This window comes from Psychrobacter sp. PSi21 (genome assembly GCF_054960615.1).
Genome location: NZ_JBHNYR010000030.1, coordinates 1 through 23,528, shown reverse-complemented (window position 1 = coordinate 23,528; position 23,528 = coordinate 1). Strand labels below are relative to the sequence as shown.

Sequence of the window (23,528 nt, the reverse complement as noted above, 5' to 3'; positions counted from 1 at the left end):
TAACTCGTACTCATAAACGTATTCAAGATGCACTTGATAATGCCAAAAATGCTGTAGAGAAGCAGAGAGAACTTTTGGATTATGCAGCTAGTAGTAATGTAGACGAGTTAAAGTATGAGGTAGTTATTGATTCTAGTCATATCCATAATTTTGTACTAGGTATGTTAGAGATTATGAAAATTGAACATACCTATCATTCTGAAATAAATACTATCCGTATTCGATTTAACGAAGAGCTACAGAATAAATTTAGAATTTTGCTTGGTAAAGCATCAATTATTGAGGTGACAACAGATAGGACCATTGCCAGTGTTCGCAATGCAACGCACCTGCTTGATTTATCATCTCCTATTATGCAGTATTTCATCAAACAGGCAACGAGCTACAGTTTCGGTGGACTTTCAGCTCTAATTAATGCTAATACAACCGCTAAATTTACTGAAATCACCACTTCAATCTTAAAATGGCAAGACCTTCAAGGTTATATTATTAAAAAACAATTATGTATTTGCTATCGTTCATCAGAACAGTTAATTATCAATCCAAACAATGCTCTGGATATTTTTCTCATCAAATCAAATCCTATCGATAATGCAATGGTTTTACCCAATAAAGATTATTGTAAAAAAGCTGTAACAGAAATTGATAATACTCTATCAGATTTTATGGCATCGAATTCCAATAGGTATTTACAGCCTTCAGATATAAGGTGGATAAGCATTGCTACGATCTAATAATCAACAGTTAATGATTGTTAGGTCGTATATTAAGAAACTGGATTAAAAAGACCTATGTACTTTAAAATAGCGCATATTGTCAAACTAAATCATATATAGATATAAGCACACCGATTGTGTTTTATTTCGCTAAAGCATGAGTAAACGACATTATATGTCGCGAACCAACTAGCTAACTATTGTAAAGATCTCTGAATATAGTAGATTAGTAATATTGAAACCAATATTACTGATAAGGAGATCTAAATGACATTTGCTATAAGAAGGCAACATACTCATCCATTTGAGAATTTTGATAGTACTCGACTATTACAAGAGCCAAAGTATTTCGAAAATCCTATATCTCAGTTATTGGCTAAGCACCTCATATTCGAAGATAGGAACGATGGAAAATTTCTGCCGATTCCTTTTCCGACAGGTATAGGTAAAACTCATAATTTGATTGCTGTAGTTCACGAAGCCATACTGCATAGAGTCGTAAGACAATTGTCCTTGATAAGTGAGCAGCGTATAGATGAAGAACCTAACAAACTACCTTTATTCGTCTTTATTACCAACTCTGTGAACAACGTCAAGGAGGCCTATGACAAGCTATGTGGATTCATAGATAAAGACACTCGTCTAGACTCGGAACAGAAAAAATGGCTGAAATCCCACCTTGTATACTCTCCAAAAGCAGCTACTTCTCTTCAGTCTTGTATCGAAGATGATTCCATCAGTGAAATATTAGAAATTTTTGATATTAGCAATCCTATTGTTCATGACAACTTAGCTAAACTCCGAATTCAGTTAGAAACTCTCGAGCAAACCAAAACAGAAAACTATTTAATAAAACAAGCATTTGAGGATAATGTCGAACAGGTCCTAGTTGAAACCTTTGGATTGATATTTAGCAGTATTGTTAAGAAGCAAGGAGACTCAACGTCTGCCAAATTGACTGCATATGAAATAGAGAAAGTTTCTACATTGATTCCCGCTATAAAGATGGAGTATAACCAAGCGCAAGCCGTGTTTTTAACTACCAGCAAGTTTCTATTTGGCGTACATCAAACAAAAGGCAAGTATCACTTTGTCAATGATATGGGTAAGCACAGCTTAATTATTGATGAAATAGACCGTCAAAATGATGAAATCTTGGGACATTTGGTAAAGTCAGTGCAGAATGATTTACTCTCAAAAGCCAAGACTATTCATAGTAATCTACAATTCAGCGATCTGTGTCGTAAACCTCAATACGATGGAATCTCGGATCTAATCACTGACTATACTAAAGGGTTAACAGATTTTATTACCAAGCATCGATTGCACCTTAGTTTTAATATGGCTGATGATTTAAGCAACACAAAACCTAATCCTCTACTTTTTTCAGATAAACTGGCAACCCACTTTACCAATATTAATAAGCCTCTGTATTTCTCAGAAGATGACTTTAACTATCAAAACCTTATATTTACTAAAGCTGAAATTACTGAGCAAACCGATGAGAGCGACGACAGTGAATCACTACTATTTAGTCCTTTCTTAAATGAGCTAAATCAATGGGCTAATAAACGCTTTAATTACCTAATAGTTAGTGCTGTAGAACATTTTAAAAAGAATACTCGTGGTCTCAATGAGAAAGCTAACGATGCCAGTAGTCAAGTAGCTATTGCTAGCATTTTGCATCAGCTTAATCTGTATGAGCTACAAGGCGATATTCTTCAGCAACTGCGCGTACTTTCCGGTCACAAACATGCATACCAAGGTAATGACGGAACCTATCACACGCGCGGTATTAGTTTGATTGAAATAGATCGCCCACCCAATACTAAAGATAGTGTTGTTTTTTATCATCATGGATTTGAAGTTTCTCCCACTGGAATGATAGCAAACTATGTAGAGCAAGGAGCAACTGTAATTGGCGTTAGCGCCACTGCAACCTGTAAAAGTGTCATTCATAATTTCGATATAGATTATCTTTCATATAGATTGGGAGAGAAATTTATAGCTCTAAGCGAAAGTGAAAATCAGTCTATTACTGATTACTATCATATAAAACGTAACTATAAAGATAATAGCGTTATCTTACATACGCCAACAATTGAAAATAGCATAATATTCTTGCTCAAAGCCTATTGTTCAGTCAAATATGCTAATCAAATACCTAATATTGATGAACCTAGCACCTTCGAGATAACTAAAAAAAATCTCTTACTTGATTTGAACTTAATTGATAACAGCAATAAAGACAGTAGTGAGTCTGAGTACAAATTAATTTGGTTAAATAAACTGTGTCAAGCCATAGAGCAGTTTTACCATAGCATAGAGCATAGTAATCGCTACATGATGGCAATGCTAAATCGTTTCCTAAATAAAGAAACTAGAGAGTTTTTAGATAAATATATCAAAACCTTAGATAAGCAATACTCTGCAGGTACTGGCAACATACAAACTAAACTCTTTTCTAGAGTAAATGCTCACTACCTTAAGACTAACAAGTTTGAGAATGAAGTACGAGTGACACTAAGCGAGAGCCATAATCGAGTCATTGTATTAACGACTTATCAAACACTAGCATCAGGTGCTAATCCCGACTATGAATTTGCAGAGTGGGAATCAGATAACTTAAAACTAGTAGCACCCACGTCATACGGTAATCGAACTGATATTGACACCATGTACTTAGAAAAATGTACTCACATTATCTCAGCAGATGATAAGCCACAAAGAGCACTAGAGTCTAGATTAACGCTACTGGCTCAAGGGATGGCACTGAAAGAGGCTGGTCAACTATCAGAAAAGGCGCTCTATAAGTGGACTCATAGCCTAATTGAATCTGGCAGTGTTACGAATGCCTGTAGAGATCTCAAGAATAAGATATACAACGTCAAAAACTCTGACTACATCTCTGCTTGTTGTCGTGATATTGAGCAGGCTATTGGACGTAGTAATCGTACAGCCCATAAACGCCCACATATATACTTAATGTACGATGAAGATCTGGTACCTATCTTAGCGCAAGATAATCGTCCTAATGCAATTGTATCGCATGAGTATCGTGCTCTCGTTGATGATGCAAAAGAACAATACAAGTTAAACGGAGACAACATATCATCAGACGATAGGATTGAAAAAGACAAACGTTTGCAGAGTATGGCAACAAAGGTTTCTGCACGTACCAATAAACATATCAATACGTTACTAAAAAATATCAACGAGCTCTCATTAGCTAATAATAAAGAGCGTCAAACTACTATTGAGAATTGGAAACAGATGCGAGATATCATCGCCACTAACCCAAATCATGATAATAACCCCCCTCATCCGAATGGACGTTACTATCTAGAGCTGCCAGATACTAAAAGCGGTTATCAATATAGTTATGAGAATGAGACTAATTTTGGGAGCTATCGATTCTTTGATCAAAGGTGTAACCGTGAGGTATCAGAGCGAGATTGCCGACTTGACGTAATAAGAAAAAACCCAGTTATCGCAGACTACTTCAAACAGAAGGGATATGCCACTCATTGGTCCGTCAATGCTAACTATGTGATGACACCACCTATGTTTACCAATATCTATAAAGGATTTTTGGGAGAGTCTGGCGGTACTGCTATCCTAGAAGATTATGGTTTTAGGCTGTCCGAGTTGTCAGTAGAAAGTTATGAGGTTTTCGACAATATTGTTAGCTATAAGAATCAATCAGCTTGGATCGATTTTAAGCATTGGGATAAAACAGCTTGGGGCCAAGTACCAGAAGATGTAAAACGAGCTGCAATGATTAAATTTGTGAGAAAGATAGAACAGTTAAGTCAGAGCCATGCAGTTGACCGGCCTTCTGAGTCTGAGCAGAGCCGGTCTACTGATATGGAGAACCAACCTATTCATAAGCTCGTTATATGTAATCTTATGGACGATCTGCAAGAGACTGATCAACAGGAAAGTATCAGATACTACGATGCCAATTTTTTAGAATCTAGTCCTAGACATGCAAAAATTATGACGATTTCCGGAATAATTGATTCAAAAGATGCTGGAACAAATCTATTTGCAGTTAATGCTTTGAAACAATGGTTAAGCGAATAATAAAAGGAATAAAAACATGAGCATCCCTACTAATAAAGTCAATTTTGAGCTTAACTACGACCAAATAAATAAAGACTTCTTTATTTACCAAGTCAACGCAGACAGTATGAAGGGCGAAAACTATAAATTAGTAATAACGGCAGTATATGATCTGATCAAACCACTGTCATTAATCAAACCTGAGTCAGGTCGCTATTTAATGCTGTGCTCTCACAAGGTAGATGATAGGGCAAGTTACCCCAGTTTTACCATAGACCAAGTTCATGACCTTTACAATATCAAAGATCGTGATCTTGCTAGAATGTTGATTCAAGCAATACCTGTTCTGAAGCAGCTAAAATTAGTTTCAGTTGACGACACAAAGAACAATGCATCATCTAGCCAGCCTGATAATAGTATAGTTGAGGATATCCCAGCCTCTGAAGGTGTTGGATTATACTATTTTCAGGACATAGAAAAGATACTTAATAATAAGGTAATTCGCGCTTTTGAGCTAGATATCAAGCCTTATAAGTTTGATAACAATGAATCAGTTATTACTATAAAAGGGAGGACTTTTACCCCTAGAGATATGCATAAAGATAAAAATGGTAATTACCCTGCCAAGATTTTAAAGCAACCAAGCTTTAATGTGACACCCTTTTTGGATCATATAAAGAAAGGAAAATCTAAACCATCATCTAATAATGATACTGATTACATCAAACGAGGGGTTCAGTTAGGTGCCAAACAAGTCCGTATGTCTAGTGATATGATCGTTGTCGATAGCAAAAGACCAGATAAATTCTTCAAATCCAAAGCTGGCGTGTTAGCACAATTTCAACGTGATATTGACCATCTGCTAAACCCCTACATTAAGCTTAAATGGAAGGCCTTACCTACTTCGTATCGTCGCTTTTCTACAGATACTAATACCGACCAAAACTACAATCGCATTTATAAACTACTTGCTGCTCAACAGTTTTATATATGTGATATAGATTCAGATAATCCTGACTATACAAATCAAGTAAAACAGTATTTAGAGTCAAAGGGCATCATAGCTACAATCGAAAATGATAACTTGCAAGAGTTTCAAGTCGAGAATGCAGAGTATAATCAGCCTATTCACTTCATCATTCATCATGACAAAAACTATTACGAAAGTAGAGAGATAACAGATCCTTATCAACAATTTGCTCAGGAAATCAAAAATAAGCGTTTGATAAAACAAAGTTTGACGATAGAGAGTCTCTTTGGTGATCAATGTAAACTTAATAAGCATATGCTTGATAATAGCTTAACTGAAATATTAGTAAAGCTAGAAGTTATGCTCGAAAAAATGATTCTAAGTAAGCCATTATTAACAGACTGGCAGTGCATTACTGGCGTCTATGAAGAAGATAACAAAGGTCGTGGACCTAAGCCACCTATTGCATATGATGTACTCAACTATTATGTCGATGACAATAGCCTTAAATACTGCAAATACGAAGATATCGAACCAGAAGCTTTTGACATAGAGGATATGATAGGTTCTATATTAGGCGAAGACTGCGTATTGCATAAAGATGACCATCTTATAATCTGTGATCCTCATGGCGATCGCATTGCTTATCTTATCCGTGAGAGTAACTGCTTACCATTACCACAATTCATGAAAGTCGATACCATTATGAAAAGGCTTCACAAAGCACATAATCATGGTTTTGAAGTTAAATGGGCAAAAGAATACTTGGCACTGATTGACGATGAAAAGGTTTTTGTTGATAGTGATAAAAGTCCAAATATTGCTAGTAAGCTCAATGAGCTAATAGAAAGTCATGCTGGTGAACCAAAGCTAACTTACAAAACGTTTGCTCAGTACAAAATTGGTTATCGCAGTCGAGAAGATAAGGATTTTATCGATTGGCTTGATCGTACCCATGGGTATTTATTCAATACTAGTCTGCGAGGTAAGGAACAAGGCTATCTTGAAGCCGTCAAAGGATTTTTCTATAGCAAAGAGACTCAGTCTTACTTTTCTGGTTCAACCTCTAATCTAAAAGCTGATATTACTAACTTCAATATAATGAGAAGGATTCATTCAGAAAAGCCTTTGAGTGAGGCACCTGAACAATTATTTGAATTAATGAATGCTCACCATATTAGGCATCGTCAGAGTACAGTACTGCCATTCTTATTTAAACATTTGAGGGAGTTTGTGAGGATTCAGGAGAGTTTATAGTATGTATTTCGTAGGTTGAATGCTATCTGATTAGATGGGTAGCTTCATAATTCTTTCGTCATATTTTAAATAAATTTAGTAGGAAAAAATTCATGGATATAAACGCCTTACCTACACCTAAGCAGTTCCTCAAAAACAGACGCCCCGAACAATTCTCATCTTCTGAAGAAATAGTCACCGACCAGCTTGATAGGGTGCACTTCGAATACTATTTATCTAGTTTAAACTCGAAAAGTAAAGAGCTAGAATTTGAAACATTTGTCAAAGAGATATGCCAAAAAACTATTTGTCCAAACTTGCTTAAGCAAACTGGTCCTGTAGCAGGTGGCGATGGCAAAACAGACACACAGACCTTTCCAGTCTCTGAGCAAAACAAACTACTCTGGTATGTAGGTATAAATAGTGATGCTAATAATGACCGTTGGGCGTTTGCAATTAGCACTCAAAAAACTTGGAAACCAAAATGTAAAAAAGATGTTGAAAAAATAGTTGAAACCAATCGAGACTATACTAAGGTTTTTTGTATTACAAATCAGCTTGCTAAAGCTGATCAAAGAAGTAAGTTAGAAGATGAGCTATCAAGCCAATACGGTATTCAAGTTTGTATCTTAGATCTTAGTTGGTTACTAGACGAGACTTATAAGAATAAGCTTGAACATGTTGCTATTGACACTTTACGAATTCCAACTAACTTTAAAAGAGAGATTAGCTTCAGCGCTGAGGACTACAGTAAGAAGCAAAGGTTTGAGAAACTAGAGACCCAGCTTAATAAAGAAGTTAACCTAGATGAAATCGCTCACGAACAAGTAGATACCTTTTTAGAAGTTGCTGATTTAAATAAGCAGCTCGAAAATCCAGCATCACAGACACAAGGATTGTATGACCGAGCTGTTAAAATAGCTCAAAGGTTTGGTACAACAAACCAAATATTCCAAGCTTATTACAATTACGCAAGAGCTTCATACTACTGGCACGAAGACTTCGCAACTTTTGAACTCAACTTCAAAAGTGCATACGAAACAATCAGTGAATCCAGTAATGCTATTCTTTGGGCAGACTTTGTTACTTTATTAGTTATACAGATTACTCATCGACATAGAGATAAAGATAAAGAACAAAACGCTTGCACAGTCGACAATATCGAAACTAATACCATTATTAAGTTAAACGAGATCATCAAAGATAAAAGCAGACCTAGTAATGCTTTACAAGCGGAAATAGCTTTAACTCAGCTACAGCTTGTTCAAAACTTCGGCAATAAAGACAAGATGGAAGATATTTTTAAAAGAATTCAGGAAGTATGTCAACAAGGTGAATATCTAATAGGGTTTCCATTCGAAAATATTTATGGATTCATTGATGATTTGGATGATATATTCCAAGATTATCCAAATTATCAAGCGTTACAAGACTATCTAACGGCGCAATCTATCAAACGAAACGGTGATTTAAAGACTAGTAAAATATCGCTTGAGCGTGGTGTCAGACAGGCAGAATTAGGTAACTATTACAGAGCTATTAAATTAATTGGAAAAACGCTTCTAGGTTTAAATAAGGAAGAAGCGCTTGAAGAGATGATCTATGCCAATATAATATTATCAAGTGTATATTCACAAGTTGACTTACATTGGGCTGCAAGGAGTAGCTTATTACGTTCAGCTTCAATGCTAACGGATTACTGGTACAAGCATAGGATCATCTTACCAGCAACAATAGGAGTATTCTCTTCTCTCGTTAGAGAAGAGCTTCTAACAGGTCGGATTGCTCAAGCAATAACTTGGTTAGAGTTAGCATTAATTTTTTCTCAACAGTCTCATAGTGAAAATATAGATAATAGCAAAGTTCAGGACTTTGATGCTTGTATAGCCCACCTCTTGCTGAATTGCAACATAGATTCAGTTCGAGAGTTCGAGTTCTTAATAGATGACTTTGATAGTTTAGGTTTGGTTGCATCTGAAATAGCTTTACTATACGCCTTAGGATACGAACCCAGAATAAAAGACATATTAAAACAGGAAGTTGATAAAGAAATACATGATTATATGCTCTTAATGAGGGACTGTGATATAGGCCATCCAAATTCAACAGTGTTACCTATGATAGCAAAATATAATAATCACTCTGTCAAAATTCTCGGTTGTGAAGTAATTGTATCATTCCCAAATAAAACACCATTTATAGAACTAGTTGAATCAATTATAAGTAGTCTTGAATGTTTTTTGGCTACTGCGTTGATAGACAATATCATTGCAAAGATACCGATCATCAGTATTGATATAAGCTCATTTGAAGACCCTGAAAATCTAATTTCTCATGAATATACTGTTAATGATAGAGGCTCAGTCTTTGAAGTACTTTGCCACCCTTTTACTTGGAAAGAACTAAACCAAAACAGTAGGCATGGATTAGCCGAATGGTTTATGTTCTTTGTCGCAGACTTCATTGATAAGGGTTTCTTAGTTAAGAACTCTAAAGTAACACTAGAAAAGCTGATTAAAGAAGATCAAATTTTTGCTCGATCAATGATGTTTGAAACATGTTTCGGAGCTATTTATAATATTCTGGGTAAGAATTCACATGATGATTTACTCGAAAAACTGACTCAAGGCACCCATTACCCACTACTTAGAAAAATTCCATGGGACATAAACGACTCCAAAGAAATTATAATTAATTCAGAATCTATAAAAATAGGTGATAGTGAACATATGCCTTTTTTTGACGTAGAAAAACATACACACAAAGATATTGCTATGACTACACTCATTAGGCCTGAGTTATGGGATGCAGCTGGATGGCAAGGTGTCGGTTATGAATGTTCAGATCAACCACCATGCATATTTTTAATTTTTCAAAATCGAGAATATGCATTAAGTATCTTTAGTGATTTAGTAGAAAAAATAACACATGTAGATCAGTCTGAAAAACTTCGTATTTCTGTGATTAGAGGAATTGATAGAAATAATCCTGATCATTATCGATTTATATTATTAGAGAACATTCAAAAGAAAAATAATGCGAAATTAATTACTGTCATACCCAAAATTAAGACAATGACACCTAGTGACAGTTCCAACTGGATTAGATTTGAAGAGTCATACAATGAGTTTGGTTGTTATAAATTAATACCAGCATTTGTAGTTAATGGAAAGCTGTGTCCAGATTTGAGTCTAACTATTAGCAAAAAACAACTTATTATCAAGCAGGCTTGGGAAGTTGAAAATAACGATATAGAAAAGATGGCAATCTATCCTGATGATAATATAGTTATCCTATAAGAGACAACTAACCTAACTTTATTAAAAGCTAGTTACGATATTTCAGTAAAAGTTTTGCTCGCCTATTGTGTGACAGGTCCGTTAAATAAAAAGCCAGTTAACCGCAAGGTTAACTGGCTTTTTATTTAACGGACAATCATCTGCCAACTGTAAGCTGCCCGCCAGAAAAACTGATACATGGTTCGCAAAACCAAGACGACTGTTTTCTGACATAAGGTATATCTGCTGGTACATCGAGTTGATACGGCCGTCCACAGTACTCACAGTGCATATCATCTAAGTAAGCCTGACACTCTGCTAATATGCCAAACAAAATATGATAATCGATATGGTATTGTCTGCAGAGCATTTTTACATACTCTACATACCTTCCATCATGCTCATATGCCCAATAATCTTCGCATAGTTGTATGTCAGATTGACCGATATTAGCGCTAAAAATAAGTTTTAAGCTCATGGTTATCTCCAAACCAAATAGTTGACATTAATCACAACGAATAAGGAATCTCGTAATGATTCATAATGGCCAAAAACTTGGTCTCAAGATTCATCAATGTATAACGGTTTAGCGCTAATCCTTCATTTAGTTCCCGTTGCACCCATATTCTAATCGCCTCGTCATTATAAAATATCGGATTTACACCGAGCATTTTCGCTAACTGCGAGCCTTGTTGTATTTGCAGGTTTACCATAAGCTTGGTAGATAGTGATATTGCTTCAGCGCTTAACCAAATTGAAGCATTCAGCGGTTTAATAAATGTGTTCATGTATAATCTCCTATAGATTAATTTTTCTTTCTGCTGGTCGTAATGACTTCCTACAGTTGAAATTATACATACATTTTGAGCTATTGCAACTTAAAATAACCTTCTATAGAACTTTTTGTTACTGGATAGTGTATTTAACTCATTTGAGAAAGTATATTTTATTGCATATCATTTGATGTGATAACTGATACGTACAGCACTATCTTGAATTTTAAAAGAAGAAGCGTTTACTCTTCTTCCTTAACTATCTCATAAAGGTCGCCCACTTCAATATCCAAATGTAAGCACAGCTTTTCTACCACTTCTAGATCCACTCTGGTCGCTTCTTCGTTATACATACGTGTGATTGTGCCTCTGTTGATATCTGTATCTCTAGATACATCAGCGATCTTTAGTCTTTTCTCACCCATAATTCTAGATAAATTACACTTCACCATAACCTCCTCCATAATAAAATAATCTACTGTAGGTAAAAATAACTTGCAAAAGATAATTTTTAGTGTAAATTATGTTCTATAGCAGGTCATAAAGCTATTAGATAATAACACTTTAATCTTTAGTAAGGATTTTACTATGAGTTATACCTACTTAACAACCGAAGAGCTGTCACAACGTATCAAATATGACAGCAAGACAATACGCAATCAACTTAAGGATGCGGTATTCATTGAGGGCGTTCATTACATCAAACCATTTGGAGGTAGAAAAATCCTTTTTATATGGCAAAAGATTGAAGAGTTAATGCTGACAGGCTACGACGATAACATTCCATTTGCAGCGGGAGCGTAATCATGGCGAGTATCAATAGCCGTAATGGCAACCTGTATGTAGATTTCCGATACATAGGTCAACGTTGTAGAGAGCAAACTTTACTGGCAGACACTAAGCCTAATCGAAAGCGTCTAGAAAATTTCGTTAGCAAAATGGAGGCGGACATTCAATTAGGTAGTTTTCGTTATGAAAACTATTTTCCGCAAAGTAAAAAGCTTGAGCAGTTTCAAAGCTTAGAGCTTATGAAGTCAACGAATAGTCATAAGGACTCAAGCTCAGGCTTTGATAGTTTTAGCAAAGTCTGGTTAGAGGAGAAAAAGCCGGAATGGCGGGACTCTCAAATAATTAATGTGGAAGATATATTTAGAATTTACCTAATTCCTCATTTTGGTAATGTACCGCTAAATACCATTAGCAAAGCCAAAATCATGACTTTTCGAGGCAAGTTAGTTAAAGAGGGTAATAACGGACGAACTTTATCAGCGTCTCGCATTAACCATATCATGACGCCATTACGTATGGTGCTTACTGAAGCCTCTGAGCGTTTTGATTTTGACAGCCCTTGGAAGAATGTAAAACCACTCAGTGAGCCTAAAAGTAATGTCAGTCCTTTTACTCTAGAAGAGGTCATGCTCATTATCAATAACGTGAGAGCAGATTATAAGCCTTACTATATCGTACGATTTTTTACAGGTATGCGTACAGGTGAGATTGATGGTTTGCCTTGGAAAAATATAGATTTTGAGCGCCGACAAATCATCGTTGATCAGGCAGTCGTTAATGGTGTCATAGGCGAAACTAAAACCTCAGGTTCGAATCGTGTTATTCAGATGAACCAACTGGTTTATGATGCGTTGATTGAGCAGCAGATCCTGACTAAACATCAAGGTGAGTTCGTTTTCTGCACAAAGGCAGGTACTCCTTTTAACCATCGCAATGTGACCAAGCGAGTTTGGTATCCGTTACTACGATATTTAGAGCTTGATAAGCGTAATCCTTACCAAAGCAGACATACAGCCGCGACGCTTTGGCTTGCTGCTGGTGAGTCGCCTGAGTGGATTGCTGCGCAAATGGGTCATAGCAACACAAAAATGCTATTCACAGTGTATTCTCGCTATGTACCAAACCTAACTCATCAAGACGGAAGTGCGCTGGATAAGCTATTGAAAGACCGAGGTATACTACAAAACCTATGAAAAAGACTATATTTAACAAAAAGACATCCGAATAGATGTCTTTTTTTATTTTATCGCTGGATGCTTTATATAAATGCAGCTACAGTTATTCAAATAGCTTGTAATGGTGGCAGAATAATGGCTGATAAAGATAATAACTCAAAACAGAGTAATAATATTGAAAAATGGCTAAATCCACATATTTTAGAACTAAGTCATAATCACGAAATCGAAAGTCTACTTATTGAACTTACTTTTTTATTAGATATTACGCCTTCACATTACAAAACTGAGCTAGCCGAAGAGCACCAATACCTATCTGCTTGGATTGAAAAACAGCGTTCTAACTCGGATTTAATAGATCCTAAAAAGAGTCCTATTTACGATAATGGCATTAAAGACAAATCATTTTTACAAGAAATTGGTGAACGCTACGTTATTGCGTTTCTAGCAAGCCGTGCTCCTTGCCTTAAAGTTAATATATATCGCGCGGTTTATTTTTTGCTTTGTCTAAAAATGGCTGAGTTAACAGACTATGATAGCCGTATTAAGACAACCTTAAACGAGTGCCGTTATCTGACAAACAAAGTTAGAAGTTTTTTAGTGCCTTTCTTGCCAGATATTCCACAAATTAGAGGACTACAACAATTACGACAGACACTTGAGCAAGTAAAAGGTAATGAGCTATATGATATCTGGGAAAAAGCAGACCCTGATGCTTTAAAAAAATTTGTTGAAAAAGATCAACATACTGAGGACGATAGAGGTCAATCAAAACAACAAGATGAAGTAAATGAAAAACTATCAAACTATATTTATGAGTTTATTTTACCGATTGAAAACTGCTTTAAGAATGAATCTGGTATCACACGTAACGTCAAACAGGCTGAGAAGCTTGTCGATGGTTCGGAATCTATAGATGACACCACAGGAAATATGACTAGTGATTTAATTTTAGTCACAGAAGTGGTTGACGATAATAGCGCTTTTGAAGCAGAAGAGCGTCAAGATGATGAAGAGCATTCATTTGAGCAGATATCTATTACAAAGCCCACTAATTATTATTTAGATAGAGTACGGGCAGAGCAGCAAGTAAATAGCCGCCATCAACGCACTATGAGTCAAGCGACAGATGTGAACAATGCACATCCAGATGACATTAAGGTCTTAGCCAATAGCCTAATGACTACGTTACTAGAACTAAAGTTAGAAAAGTTAGACGATATATATGATCAAGATAATATAAACATTGATTTTGATATCAATCATCAAGCAGCGCTCTATTTGCTAATGCTTTTATTATCAGGGCTACCTAACATATTCATCTCTAAAAACCTTAAATTAAGCTATCAGTCTTATCACTATTCTTTAGAATTTACGCCAACCCGAAGTGTCATTCAAGATAATTGGGATACTAGCCTGTGTGCTGATAATAGAGACAGTCTTACGCTTTTTTTTCCTGAAATTATAGGCAAATTGCATTACTGCATTGCAAACGATATAAGTCCAAAAGTTTTTGAACAGGTTATACAGCAAGCAAGTAATCAGCTTAAAAGTATCAATAAAGAGTATAGAACCAGGCTTACAATAAACAAGGTTAAAAACTATATTTCTCACTTTTTAACTCAAAAAGGACGTGATACTGCTTTGATAGATGTATTAACTGAACAGCCTATCAATCATCAATCAGCGCTCCCTTATTTTAACGTCAGTCAATATGATCTATATAGCTGCCAGTACGACTTTATTAAACACATATCCACTATGATTGATGATCATCATTGCTCTAGTAGATATGTCTATAAATTTTTTACTCTATTGGATGAGAAGGCGACAGGTTACTGGGATAAGCAAACTGGCAGTGCCTTAGCTGTTAGTGAAATACGTTTGGAGCATGTAGTATCTATACTACGTGATAGATTACAAACACAAATTGATAATAGACGTCTTGACGACTTCGAATCAATGGTTGAGATGCACAATATGCTCACTGATTATTTATATATCATGCTATCAATATCGAGTGGTTATCGTCCTGTTAGTGAACCATTTGGTAGGCTCAGTCATATCGATACTCTTACTAAGAAATTTTTTATTAGTGATAAAGAAAATCATAAAGACACACAAGGACGGTTCATTTATCTACCAGATATGGCAAATGAACAAATTCAAGAGTATGTTCACTTTTTGCAGAAGAACGCTAGTATTTTATCCAGATTAGATAATCCGCTTGGTGGTATTTACCAAAGTATTCTTAAAAGTCATATTGGGTTGATCGTCTATCTTAATTTTGATAAAGAAACTGATAGGATTGCCGAAGTTCCTCTCAACAAAAACTACATTCATGAACGGCTGTCTAAGCATATCAATCTACCTATGAATTGGCATCGTCATTTTGTCCGATCGTTTCAAGCCATTGAGGAGGGTCTATACTCTATAAATGATCGTTCAATATATGAAAGCTTTAGTCACGATTTGATTGGAGCGTGGATGGGACATGCTGACGCTCTTGGTTTTGATTTTTATAATCGCTATAGCGGCCTTAAACGCAGCGAATTAAAACGATTTTCGGTGTACTTGGATGAAGTGCTTAAAAATGTTGGTTTTGAGGCCATGATACTGGAGAGAAGAAAGTGACTCAACGTGCATCTGGTATTGAAAAACGAGAGAACAACAGAAATATAAACTTAGAGAAAAGCAGCAAACGAGCGCAACGTTTGGTTAAAAAGTACGTTGATCTTGATGTAGTCGCACAATCAGAGGAGCAGCAAGAAGTATTTAACGTTATGTGGCAAAAGTTTGATCACGAACTAAAAAAACATAAAAATTTTCGTAACTATCTCAGCTATGTCCACGGATATAACGAAGCCATCCGTTACTGCCAAGACTATATTGAAGATCATGACGTCAATTTGGGATTTCCAAAATATATTGTAGTCTCCGAGCGACCAAAGAGTTTTCGTACTGAATCATGGTTTATAGACGGGCAAAAAATACTTAGATTTTATATCAGCTGGATGGGTGATCTAACTAATAAAAAACAACTCGTATTAGAGGACCTGATGCTGTCGCTTATTTTTCATAGTGCAGTACTAAAAGCGCCAGTATTGCAGGCTATTTTAAATAACGTCATTGATGATTCATTAAACATAGAATCTATTTTTGGTTTGCCTTTAATCAATATTATTATTGACGATACGACGTATCATACAAATACTATTGTAGCCTCACAGGCGGTACATCAAGCTCAGGTCTTTTTATCACCATTAACCGCACGATTAATCGACTTATACCATCAGCAACCAAAATCTGATCTAAAAACGAATAGTGTTAAAGTAAAGGACTTATATACGAGCCTACGAATGCGACAATCAAATAGCCAGACTCCATTGGATATGGGGTTGAGTAAATTTTTGAGAGGAGCAATATATGTGTTAGAAGACTACCTTGGTATAGATATCCCTGAGCACACATGGTATCTGATTACTGGTGATGAGAATACATACAGTCTACCAAGGGATAATTGGCAATCTATTGCTTATGATATCAGTCATCACGCTGACATACATTATGACTTAAAGCTTCACGCATTAAACGATGGCGTGGTCAAACTCAAAAAGCCTAATCACACCACAGCGGTAGAAATTGCAAAATTGTTTAAAAGAAAAAAAGGTCAAAAAGTCTCAAAAATTACTTTTACAGCTGACTTAGAGCAAATTTATCAAGGTTTACTTTCTGATAGCGCCCCCTTGAATGAATTGGCTATTATAGGATGGCTTTTGTCTAAAACTGATACCTGTCAAGTCAGTAGTATTCAAACCTATAGCAATATGATCACTTATCGCTGGTTGGTTGTAACTGAACACGTGGATTTTTATGACTGCTCTGCAGACGACTTTGAGGATATCTATAATGAATTGATTGAACTTGGCAAAACTGAAAAAGCCAAAAACACCATAGCTGCTCATATTGACGATATTCATCGGTATATGGTTAACAGTTTTAATATTGAGCCTATCGCACCGCTATCTTCTGCAACTCGAGCGCATCATAAAACGGGCTATTTATCAGAAACCATGTTCCAAGCTGTCCTAATTAATGCTCAAAACCTTAAGGTAGCTAAGGATGAGTCAGAGGCTATACAGCTTTCATTGATACTAGGTCAACGCTGCGGGCTTAGAATAGGCGAAATAGTAAAAGTAAGGCTAAGAGATGTCGCCCGATCATCAGCTTATCTAGAAGTGCGTGATAATAAATACGGAAACAACAAAACCAGCTCTGCACTACGACGAGTACTATTAAATCAGTTATTAACTGACTCAGATATGCTACTGCTTAAAAGAGTAGTACTCAGACGGCATCAAAGCGCGGGAGATACACTCATAGCCAGTCAAGCTGGCAGACCCTATCTGTCAGGTGATATGTCACGTATTTTAACAGACTTGATTAAAGGCACCACTGGCCTTGCATACTTGACGACTCATCATTTGAGGCACAGCTGTCTGACCAATTTTCAGCTCATGTCGTTTTTATATGATAACAGCTATCGTTTTGATAACTATGAACATTGCAGCTTGCAGGCGCTAAAAGACTTATTGCCTTATGATGAAGATAAGGCACGTGAAATACTGAACTACATCGAAACATCGATACAGTATAAAAAAATATATGCATTATCTGGCATAGCGGGTCATGCAAGCCCAAGCACTACTTTTGCTTCTTATGTCCATTTGACAGATATTGAGCTAGGGCTACTTCTTTATCATATAGACTTCATGCTACAACCTGAACACAGTGACGTGCTAGGTGTGCCTAGACGCAGAAAAAACGAGCTTAAAAGCAATCCGATTGCTATAAATGACTATTTTATTAAGAAAATAAAGTCTAAGCCACTTGCAAAGCCTAAAATTAAAAATGAGCTTATTAACCCAATGAGCGTGAAACGTAAGAAATACGCGTTTGACGAGGTGCGTCAAGTCTTAGATGCTTATACGCAAAAAGGAGACTATACGCATACTGAGTTAATAGATATTTTTGAGATAGAGAAGCATGTTTTTGACAGTTGGCTTAGTAATGCTCAGTACCTTAGAAATCATGCTGATTTTCAAACCATTCATAATAAATCAAGGCTATTTGCGCCTGATAGTAGTCATCATCTCTTGCCAACTTTAGATAGATTTGCTGAAGACAGAGACTTAATGAAAAAAATGACCAGTAAATTTCGAGGCTTATACAAGGTAGATGGCAAAGATCTCATTCATCAGTTTGTGCTGTATACGCTCAAAAACTCTCAATATTATAAAAATCATATTAACTTTAATGACTCTGATATATTAAATGACTATCTAAAAACTCTCTTAAATTTGGTATATAAAAAGGACATACGTTTAAAAGTTTATAACTATAAACAAGCAAGTAGCGATAACCTAAAACAGTGGCGTCCCATAATCAAAAGATTTGTGTCTTCCCAAATAGACTTTGTAGATAACAGCAGTACTAAAGGCGCAGAATATCAGAAAAAAATACGGATGGAGCTCTCATTGGTGAGCCAAACCGAAGATGATCGAATTGAAGAAAGGTCTGAGTCTAGTTTACTTATCAGCGCATGGACCGTAAGAACACTGCAAATATTTTGTCATTATGTGTTTATTATGATCGGTGATCGTATAGTAGATAAAGAGTCTTAACAACTTAGGAATAAATAATGAATTTAGCGTCTAAAACCGTAACACCGAACAGTAAGACAGTGATTAGTCTTCATCCGCTAGCTAAAAAGCTGTATAAGCTAATCACTGAAGCCTATTTGCTTGGCAATCAACAAAATTTTTTATCCGATATGACCGCTAAATTAGAGTACCACAGAGGTATGCCAATAAATAATATTTCAATGATTAGTCAGGGGTCAGGGACAAATACTTATCGTATAATCGGAGGTTGTTTTAACCCCTTGTTTGATATTAATAACATGAGTGCTGATAACACGCTATTCCAGAGTTACAGTCAATCTAAAAAAAGTAGTAAAGCTGAGTTTGAGCAAGATATTGTAGATTTCATCTATCTGGATTTTATGAGGTCTATCTCAATTTTATCCTTGAAAAAGCCTGGGGTGATGGAGCCTCAACTGAGAATACTTAGCAAAGAGTATAAAAGCAGGATTTGGAGCGCGTTATTCGATGGAGATAAGGGCTACCTATGCCAGATTGACTTTGCAAGTCTATTAGATATGGAGCGTGATACGATCAGTAAGCAGTGCAAATCATGATTAAAACCATATAATAGTGAAACTTTATTGTTGTCTAGCATGCGGTTTTAAATTCTGATTTTCTGTTAACAAAGACTGACTGCTGAACAATATCAGCGCACCAAACATTGAAAATAGTCCAAAAAAATAAGAGGCAGTGGCAATGCTATATTTGTCAAAGAGACGCGGCTAATATCGAAGGCAAGTATTTTTTATAGTACATGCTGCCTAATGAGAATAGCGCTACTAAAGTAGCCAATCGCTGCTTATTAAAAGGTGTGGTCTTAGTGCTCGGTAGTGCCTTTAGTAAGGCAAAAAATGCAAAGCGTTTCTTATCAGGTAATATGCAAATCCATTCAAACTTATCCAATAGCTCCTCGCTAAAAATAGGGCGGTGGAGTACGAGTTTTAGAAGATTTGGGATGTATATTAAGGCACTTCTAGCAATATTATCCAAATTAATTGTATAAAAAATATACGTATTTTTATCAAAAAAGTATAATTTTTATACATTATAAGTGACCAAAATTAGTATATATGACTTGATAAATAACTTTAAATTATGCTAAGCGTCGTCAGATAGATTTCTCTGTAAGCCTTTAATTATAAGGTTTTGTATGTTAATGTACTCTAATGCAATTTAACAAAATCTCCCTTGTCCAGCCTGTCACGCCGGGGGTCGCGGGTTCGAGTCCCGTCCGCTGCGCCATATTTAAAACTTAAGTTTTATACAAGTTTCGCCCCAAACATTAGATTGTTTGGGGTTTTTTTGTGTCTGTAGTTATGCCAAAAGCCTGTGTTTATAAGGGTTGGATGTTTTCCCTATGTTGACCTTTACGAAATGCTCTACTCTTTAACAATGCATGAATGACAAGTTTTCTTGCAAGCACTCTATGCTTTGAAAATCGGTTACCAAGTGCTCTATAAGCACTTGGTAACGAAGATACTTATTTAATAATATGAAATATCACCCTATGAGCTTGTAATATATAACATTGACCAGTTATTTATTCAACTTAATGTGTGCTCCCGATTCAATTAAAATTAAATCAGGATTGCCTATTTGAATGTATTTTAAGCATTCAGGCATCATAAAATGATCATCGATAAATTTCTCTAAAATCTGAGCATTAATTTGAAACGTTTCTATGATGATATTCATAATTTTTTCATGCCAATTATAATCCAAAGGGTCTAGTAGCATACCAATTTTAAAATTCATATCTTCAAACTCGTCATCAGACCAGACTTTATTAGCCTGTTTCTTTCTCAATAAGTAAGTTAGTTCTGTGTAGTACGAGCGTCTAAGCATCCCTGTAACCAAATTGGACCATCTCAAACTAGAGCTCTCCATGACTCTTGGAAGATAGCTTTTTATTCTAAGTAAGAGTCGAAAGATAAACACCGATGATTCATGACTCATAACTGGTAAAGCGCTTGCTAAAACGGTTTTAGAGCCACCATTCAAAAATGCATTAGCTGTATTAGTATGATTTCGGTCTATAGGATTGGTATCACATGCACTTAATACAATAATAGGTGATAAATATTCAATTTCACTAATTATTTTATCAATAGATATGTTTTCTTCAACCAACGATATGAACCCTGATTCATTTTCAGTATGTCCACCATGCAGATCGAAGATAGTTATAGCAGTGGGCTCATTATTAAGACATGAGACGAGTTCTTCTCTATTCTTTACGCTATGAAACCTAATATCTAAATCATATTCTTTTTTATTTAGTATGCTAGAATCTATTTTTTTAGTAAGTGCTTCATAGGTTTTAATATTTCTCTTTGATTTTATATTTTCAAGGTTGTTTAGTAGTATTAATTTTTTCTTTAAGTCATTCCCAATTGGATCTTCTTCCTTAAAAGAACTTATTATTTTTATTGTACACAATTGTTCTGGATTTAAAATTAGATTTTCAGTATCTATTAATAGTTTGGTAGATATATAGCCAGGCGATACTGGGATTCTACTAACTTCATGACGAATCATCAAAGGTAGATTGTTATGAGTAGACCACTCTAAAGGTAAGTTGGAAACTAATTTAATCTTTGAGTAGTATTTTTCGTCCAAGAAATCATACCAGCCAGTAGTTTTACAATCTAACTCATATAATAAATTCAAAAAAATTTTGCTTATTTTTTTCGTCCTATACTTCTATCACAATTACCTAAAATTACTAGTTTGTTTACTACTTTACTATTTGCAATAGATAACTTTATATTTGGAGTTGCAAAGCTTGCACATCTTAAACCAATAATGCAGTCTATTAATGTTTTTTCATCAATATACGCTTTTAAGTAATAGTTGTCTCCACATGCTTTAGTTAATTTATTTTGATTAATATCTTTAATAGTTGTCTCTAAAAGCTTTTCATTTTTATAACCTTCATGTCTTAAAGCATTAGCAGAGTAGCTATTTTTATCAAGCAGGAAGTCTAGATTGTTTGATGTGTCACTAATAAGGTAGTCTACAGGCATAGCGCTGTTCTGACATGTAGCAAATGCCTTCCTGATATGAGACCTTATTATATTTATATATTTAACAGCATCTTGTTGTGCATTCAATTCATATTGAAAGTAGTCAGATGGTTCATGCTTTCTTAGTTTAAGTTGAATTGACTCTAATACTTCTATATTAACTCTAGTATAAAAATTTTCTAAAAATTCAAAATCCACATCAAGCAATGATCTTCTATGATCCTTATACATATCAGTAAATTCTGAGAAAATATATTTTTCACTGTCATATAAGTTTATATAATTTTTATTTATCCATTTTGAAATATGTTCATGGCTTAAATCATATATATTAATTATATTTTTTGATTCATCACTTTTCATATTATCAGTAACATTTAGTACAAAAGGATCGTATGTTTCTATTTCTTTAGAAAAGCTAAAAACAACATTGAATCGATAGGGGGAGTTGTTGATCTCTACTAAGTTATTATAAAAATTTATTATGTAGCTAGGAAAAAGACCTATTATTCTATGATTTATTAAGTGTTCTTTGTCGGTAAAAATTTCCGATATATCTTTCGGTAAGCTTGGTATTTTTTTAATTAGATCGTTAGGATACTCGTTAAAGAAAGATAGATATTCATCTTTGATAACGAATGAGTAGCATATATTAATGAAGAAATGTTGATTCATGACAAGATTTTCTTTATAGGATTTTAATATTTAGAGTAATATAAATGATTATTAAAGGCAAATAATGTTTATTGCTCTGGTTTTTTATCGATACTGTTCGGCTACATTGGTTCTTTTACTAATGTAAGATTGGTTTGAAATGATGGTTGATGTTGATACCAAGTTTTCCAAGAAGGATAATCATAGTATTAACCATTATGTTCGATAATCCGTTTATACAAGTTTCGCCTCAAACATTAGATTGTTTGGGTTTTTTTTGTGTTTGAGTATTTTTAAAACAGATTCATTAAGTTTGTAATACGTAAGCCAACCGATACCCTGAGTCGCCTCTGGTAGACACATACTCGGCATGCTCTTTTGCTACCTGTTGGATTTGATAATGCGCCCCGTAGTAGGTTTCTAGCTGCACCAATGTTACTAAAAAGGGTGGCAAGCCTGAATCATCGATAAGATACTCACTCTCTTTATTATCGTAAGAAAAAGCCAATAATAGCTGACTGGCATAGTTGGTCAGTTGTGCCAAGTGCTGAGTATAATGCCAACGCATACGTTCAGGCATATCATCGGGTAGCGCGACCAGTGCGCCGCGGTCATAAACGGCATCAATAGGCCCAATATCTTGAGAGGAGAGGTCGAAAAAATCACCGACCCATATAGTAAGTGTCTGTTCCTGCCACTTTGCTTGATAGGCAGTCATGCTGGGCTGGGTCAAATGTGGGGTAGCAACCACGGATAGATTGTATTTAGCAAAAAATTGACTCACCGCAAGCTCTGACAACTCCACACCTACCACATCATAGCCTTCTGATAGTAACCACAGCATATCGATACTTTGACCGCATAATGGCACAAAGACGCGCCCTTTTTTCGGAGCAGCCAATCGATAAAAATACTGTACTAGCATGGTATTAGGCTTACTTTGATTCAAACCTGTTTGCTGGTTTTTCCATGCGTTTTGCCAAAATTCGGGTGTCATAGCGTCACTACTTTTACTGTTATCTTTATTCAAAAATAGATGATGCTTTAATATTGATCAACTTAATTTTATTATTTAAAGTGAAATCTATGATAGGTTGTGCGCATAAAAAAACCTGAACCATGACTAGGGCGTGTACTATCG

At 35.4% G+C, this 23,528-nt stretch carries 14 protein-coding genes and 1 tRNA gene; 10 read left to right on the top strand and 5 right to left on the bottom strand.

Annotated elements, in window-relative coordinates; all coding sequences use genetic code 11:
* The 4 genes from ACFI32_RS14490 to ACFI32_RS14475 all read left to right on the top strand — a co-directional run.
* Positions 1 to 734: hypothetical protein (locus ACFI32_RS14490; RefSeq protein ID WP_462627332.1), on the top strand; the 734-nt coding region annotated here is incomplete at its 5' end.
* A 249-nt stretch (positions 735 to 983) separates the two neighbouring features.
* Positions 984 to 4,802 carry a hypothetical protein gene (locus ACFI32_RS14485; protein WP_462627330.1) on the top strand — a complete coding sequence of 1,273 codons (3,819 nt, stop codon included), beginning with the start codon at positions 984 to 986 and terminating at the stop codon, positions 4,800 to 4,802.
* Between the two features lie 16 nt (positions 4,803 to 4,818).
* Entirely contained in the window at positions 4,819 to 7,008 is a 2,190-nt protein-coding gene (locus ACFI32_RS14480) for a hypothetical protein (RefSeq protein WP_462627329.1), read from the top strand.
* 92 nt (positions 7,009 to 7,100) lie between these two features.
* Positions 7,101 to 10,286 (top strand): hypothetical protein, encoded by a 3,186-nt coding sequence (locus ACFI32_RS14475; protein WP_462627328.1) that lies wholly within the window; start codon positions 7,101 to 7,103, stop codon positions 10,284 to 10,286.
* 488 nt (positions 10,287 to 10,774) lie between these two features.
* On the opposite strand, the gene ACFI32_RS14470 is transcribed toward ACFI32_RS14475, so the two are convergent.
* Together ACFI32_RS14470 and ACFI32_RS14465 are read right to left on the bottom strand one after the other, a co-directional pair.
* The gene (locus ACFI32_RS14470) at positions 10,775 to 11,053 is read right to left on the bottom strand and encodes a hypothetical protein (protein WP_462627326.1); all 279 of its coding nucleotides are present in this window, start codon (positions 11,051 to 11,053) and stop codon (positions 10,775 to 10,777) included.
* Positions 11,054 to 11,280: 227 nt separating this feature from the next.
* Entirely contained in the window at positions 11,281 to 11,490 is a 210-nt protein-coding gene (locus tag ACFI32_RS14465) for a helix-turn-helix domain-containing protein (RefSeq protein ID WP_462627325.1), read from the bottom strand.
* 136 nt (positions 11,491 to 11,626) lie between these two features.
* On the opposite strand from ACFI32_RS14465, the gene ACFI32_RS14460 reads away from it, so the two are divergent.
* The 6 genes from ACFI32_RS14460 to ACFI32_RS14435 all read left to right on the top strand — a co-directional run bounded on the left by ACFI32_RS14460 (position 11,627) and on the right by ACFI32_RS14435 (position 19,949).
* Positions 11,627 to 11,842 (top strand): hypothetical protein, encoded by a 216-nt coding sequence (locus tag ACFI32_RS14460; RefSeq protein ID WP_021813684.1) that lies wholly within the window; start codon positions 11,627 to 11,629, stop codon positions 11,840 to 11,842.
* A gap of 2 nt (positions 11,843 to 11,844) precedes the next feature.
* Positions 11,845 to 13,020: an Arm DNA-binding domain-containing protein gene (locus ACFI32_RS14455; protein ID WP_462627324.1), complete on the top strand. Its 1,176-nt coding sequence runs from the start codon at positions 11,845 to 11,847 to the stop codon at positions 13,018 to 13,020.
* Positions 13,021 to 13,137: 117 nt separating this feature from the next.
* Entirely contained in the window at positions 13,138 to 15,636 is a 2,499-nt protein-coding gene (locus ACFI32_RS14450; protein WP_462627323.1) for a hypothetical protein, read from the top strand.
* Positions 15,633 to 18,686, top strand: a complete 3,054-nt coding sequence (locus ACFI32_RS14445) for a tyrosine-type recombinase/integrase (protein ID WP_462627322.1) — start codon at positions 15,633 to 15,635, stop codon at positions 18,684 to 18,686. The genes ACFI32_RS14450 and ACFI32_RS14445 overlap by 4 nt, the downstream gene beginning before the upstream one ends.
* A 17-nt stretch (positions 18,687 to 18,703) precedes the next feature.
* The gene (locus ACFI32_RS14440) at positions 18,704 to 19,261 is read left to right on the top strand and encodes a hypothetical protein (protein ID WP_462627321.1); all 558 of its coding nucleotides are present in this window, start codon (positions 18,704 to 18,706) and stop codon (positions 19,259 to 19,261) included.
* 614 nt (positions 19,262 to 19,875) lie between these two features.
* Positions 19,876 to 19,949 (top strand) — tRNA-Asp (locus ACFI32_RS14435).
* A 294-nt stretch (positions 19,950 to 20,243) separates the two neighbouring features.
* Here the strand turns inward: ACFI32_RS14435 and ACFI32_RS14430 are convergent.
* The 3 genes from ACFI32_RS14430 to ACFI32_RS14420 form a co-directional block, all read right to left on the bottom strand.
* A complete protein-coding gene (locus ACFI32_RS14430) occupies positions 20,244 to 21,377 on the bottom strand; it encodes a hypothetical protein (protein ID WP_462627320.1) in 1,134 nt (377 codons plus the stop codon).
* An 11-nt stretch (positions 21,378 to 21,388) separates the two neighbouring features.
* Positions 21,389 to 22,408, bottom strand: coding sequence for a hypothetical protein (locus tag ACFI32_RS14425; RefSeq protein WP_462627319.1), 1,020 nt, complete (start codon positions 22,406 to 22,408; stop codon positions 21,389 to 21,391).
* Between the two features lie 286 nt (positions 22,409 to 22,694).
* Complete coding sequence (locus ACFI32_RS14420) at positions 22,695 to 23,384, bottom strand: class I SAM-dependent methyltransferase (protein WP_462627318.1); 690 nt, start codon at positions 23,382 to 23,384, stop codon at positions 22,695 to 22,697.
* Positions 23,385 to 23,528 lie beyond the last annotated feature (144 nt).

Bases quoted from the DNA above. Each gene is read 5' to 3' on its own strand.
- ACFI32_RS14460 (WP_021813684.1), top strand. From the start codon at position 11,627: ATGAGTTATACCTACTTAACAACCGAAGAGCTGTCACAACGTATCAAA.
- ACFI32_RS14450 (WP_462627323.1), top strand. From the start codon at position 13,138: ATGGCTGATAAAGATAATAACTCAAAACAGAGTAATAATATTGAAAAA.
- ACFI32_RS14470 (WP_462627326.1), bottom strand. From the start codon at position 11,053: ATGAACACATTTATTAAACCGCTGAATGCTTCAATTTGGTTAAGCGCT.
- ACFI32_RS14475 (WP_462627328.1), top strand. From the start codon at position 7,101: ATGGATATAAACGCCTTACCTACACCTAAGCAGTTCCTCAAAAACAGA.
- ACFI32_RS14480 (WP_462627329.1), top strand. From the start codon at position 4,819: ATGAGCATCCCTACTAATAAAGTCAATTTTGAGCTTAACTACGACCAA.
- ACFI32_RS14485 (WP_462627330.1), top strand. From the start codon at position 984: ATGACATTTGCTATAAGAAGGCAACATACTCATCCATTTGAGAATTTT.
- ACFI32_RS14420 (WP_462627318.1), bottom strand. From the start codon at position 23,384: ATGACACCCGAATTTTGGCAAAACGCATGGAAAAACCAGCAAACAGGT.
- ACFI32_RS14440 (WP_462627321.1), top strand. From the start codon at position 18,704: ATGAATTTAGCGTCTAAAACCGTAACACCGAACAGTAAGACAGTGATT.
- ACFI32_RS14455 (WP_462627324.1), top strand. From the start codon at position 11,845: ATGGCGAGTATCAATAGCCGTAATGGCAACCTGTATGTAGATTTCCGA.
- ACFI32_RS14465 (WP_462627325.1), bottom strand. From the start codon at position 11,490: ATGGTGAAGTGTAATTTATCTAGAATTATGGGTGAGAAAAGACTAAAG.
- ACFI32_RS14425 (WP_462627319.1), bottom strand. From the start codon at position 22,408: ATGAATCAACATTTCTTCATTAATATATGCTACTCATTCGTTATCAAA.